Origin of the sequence: Autumnicola aciditolerans (assembly GCF_041679265.1) — a bacterium.
Classification (GTDB): domain Bacteria; phylum Bacteroidota; class Bacteroidia; order Flavobacteriales; family Flavobacteriaceae; genus Autumnicola.
In genome coordinates this window covers 1-2628 of sequence record NZ_JBGFSM010000052.1, presented here as the reverse complement: position 1 = coordinate 2628, position 2628 = coordinate 1, and the positions used below count along the sequence as shown (strand labels likewise).

Genomic DNA, 2628 nt, shown 5'->3' with positions numbered 1-2628 from the left:
TTTTTGTAAATACAAAGTTATTACTTTAAATCAGATTTCAAAATTAATTTTTCTCTGTTTAAGTATTAATGCCAACGTGCTCGTATAACGACAAGTGGCGTGGAATTATGAAAGCGGTTTTGTCGGCTTATAGATTTTGTTTGTTTTGAAACTTAATTTAGTTCTTTTCTCTGAAACCCGCCATTTGCGGTATACGTTGTTAGGCTGCGTTATTTTCTAACGGTTTTATGTTATTGAATTCTTCCTCCTTTAAAGATTTTTCTTCTTCTAAATCATAATCATCTTGTAATCCCAGCCAAAATTTTGCTGTGGTTCCAAAATATTTTGAAAGTCGAAGAGCAGTGTCAGCAGTAATTCTTCTTTTCTTTTTTATGATTTCACTTATTCTTGTCTGTGGAATAAATGTTTCTTTAGAAAGTCGGCATGCAGTAATTTCCATTGGATCTAAAAATTCTTCTTTTAAGATTTCTCCAGGATGTATATTTTCTAACTTTTTCATTTTTTTATCTTTTTAAAATTAATGGTAATCAACAATTTGAACTTCAAAAGCATTGTCATTTTCCCATTTGAATATTATTCTCCATTGCTTATTAATTCTAATGCTATGAAAACCTTCTAAATTTCCACTCAACTTTTCTAAATGATTTGCTGGAGGAATTCTTAAGTCATTTATATTTTGAGCATTATTTATCATTCTCAGTTTTCTTCTTGCTACATTTTGAATATTAGCAGGAAGCTTTCTCGATTGGGTTCCGTTCCAAATTTTGTCAGCTTCTTTGTCTGCAAATGTTTTAATCACAAATAATTTTGTTTTACGTTACTAACGTCAAAGATAAGTAAAAAATTAGAAGTTCCAAGCGCGAAAAAATTATGCTGCCTAACGGTTACGGTTAACGCAAGTCACGGGAGTAGGGACACGAACTTGTCGGCTTAATTGATTTCTACCAGGTCTCTAAAATACCAATTTTCAGTATACCACCCGTTATTTGCTGTTAACCGATGTTGCACACTGAAAATTTCCCCAAAACTGGTAAAAAAGAAAATCAATTTTTAGATCGGAGTGAGAGTCAGCGTAATGGTTTTAAGGATCAGTGAGTGTCAGATTATTATTTATTCAGAATGATTTGCCGCCATATTTAACTTTTTTAGCCATCATTAACTTCTTAATCCAGCGTTTGAGTGATCACGTTTTTTCATCATTAAAAACGGAATCTCTATAAATTTATTGTGTGCAACGGTCCCGATTAACGCAAGTTGCGGAAATAAGGACGCGGATTAGTCGGCTTATAAATCAAATAATTGATCTCTGAAATAACCATTTTCAACAAACTACCCGCTATTTGCGATGAACCGTTGTTGTGAAAAGTGGTGCTTTTTGAAAACATTTTTTTAAAATTTTAATCTATTGAGAACTTCATGTTTAGAAAAAATCTATGAATTTTCATATAAATATAAGGAGCTTCACATTCAGTTATTAAACAACTTATTGCTACTTTATTTAAAAACCTGCATGCAGGTTTTTAAGAATGAGTTTTGTTTTAACAGATTAAAAAAATTCTATTTTAGTAGCTGTATGGGATTTCAATAGTAAGGTTTATTTTTCCTTGAGCATTTGAAGGTAATAACATTATTTGAAATTCACCTCCATAAAAATCATAAAACAGCTTCCCTGGAATACTATCATTGGAAAATTCTGCCACAGGATAACCCTCACTTCTTTGTAATTTGATTTTTCCGGAAAATTTTCCTTCGATATATATATTTACGTTATTAACAGTTTTATTTTCAGGGGATTTTAAAGAAAAAAATTGTTTATGATCAAAATTATTTATTTCCCAACTCTCTTTTTTCTCACCTGAACATGAAAATTGTGAAAATAATATGATACCGACAATTATAGTTATTAGATATTTCATTATTCACTAGTGTTTTTTAATACAGATATATAAGGAATTATCGTTCCATTTGAATTAGTTGGATTTATGTATTTAGTTTCTCCTTCATCCACAGCAAACTTAACTTTCATCATTAACATGAAAATTGATTGAGTACCAATATTTCTACCAATTTGATTGTTGTGTAAATCCATACTTTTTTCGAGTTGGGGGTTCGCCGGTTCACCAATATTTGGGACTTCATGAGCATTTGTCAATTGCTCCATTAAATTTTCTCCTAATTTTGCTGCACCAAGTGCATTCCATAGAGTATGTCTGTAAGCATCCCCTTTACCATTATATTGCACTTTTATAGAATTTTCATAGTAAATCTGAGCATATTCGCGTGCTAAATAAGCGCTATGCAAATAATCTAGTTGTTGAAATCTTGAAAGATTATCGAAAATGGCTATTTCGGCATTTTTCATCTGAGATTTATAATCTTGTTCAAAATCTAAAATTACGGAAGTCTCTGAGTGAAAATCGTAGTTATTTAAATGCTCAACCCAATCAACTGTACCACCTTGCATTAATATATTAGTAGCTTCAAGTCCAAAAGCCCTAGCTTGTGGCGTAAAACCATTATCTCTAATAAAATTATAAATTGGGGAGACTACATACAAAGGCTGGTTTTCAACCCAATTTTTTAATGTAGAATTATCATCTAACTGTAAAGTCGTAATGAGTTTATCAT

4 protein-coding genes are annotated in these 2628 nt (G+C 31.1%); all 4 read right to left on the bottom strand.

Annotated elements, in window-relative coordinates; translation table 11 throughout:
* Positions 1-199 precede the first annotated feature (199 nt).
* Positions 200-499 carry a HigA family addiction module antitoxin gene (locus AB8M93_RS18615; protein WP_373060471.1) on the bottom strand — a complete coding sequence of 100 codons (300 nt, stop codon included), beginning with the start codon at positions 497-499 and terminating at the stop codon, positions 200-202.
* An 18-nt stretch (positions 500-517) separates the two neighbouring features.
* On the bottom strand, positions 518-799 hold the full coding sequence (locus AB8M93_RS18610; protein ID WP_373060469.1) for a type II toxin-antitoxin system RelE/ParE family toxin: 282 nt from the start codon (positions 797-799) through the stop codon (positions 518-520).
* 763 nt (positions 800-1562) lie between these two features.
* Positions 1563-1916 carry a hypothetical protein gene (locus AB8M93_RS18605; RefSeq protein WP_373060467.1) on the bottom strand — a complete coding sequence of 118 codons (354 nt, stop codon included), beginning with the start codon at positions 1914-1916 and terminating at the stop codon, positions 1563-1565.
* Positions 1916-2628: DUF6973 domain-containing protein (locus AB8M93_RS18600; RefSeq protein ID WP_489671774.1), on the bottom strand; the 713-nt coding region annotated here is incomplete at its 5' end. The genes AB8M93_RS18600 and AB8M93_RS18605, both read right to left, overlap by 1 nt.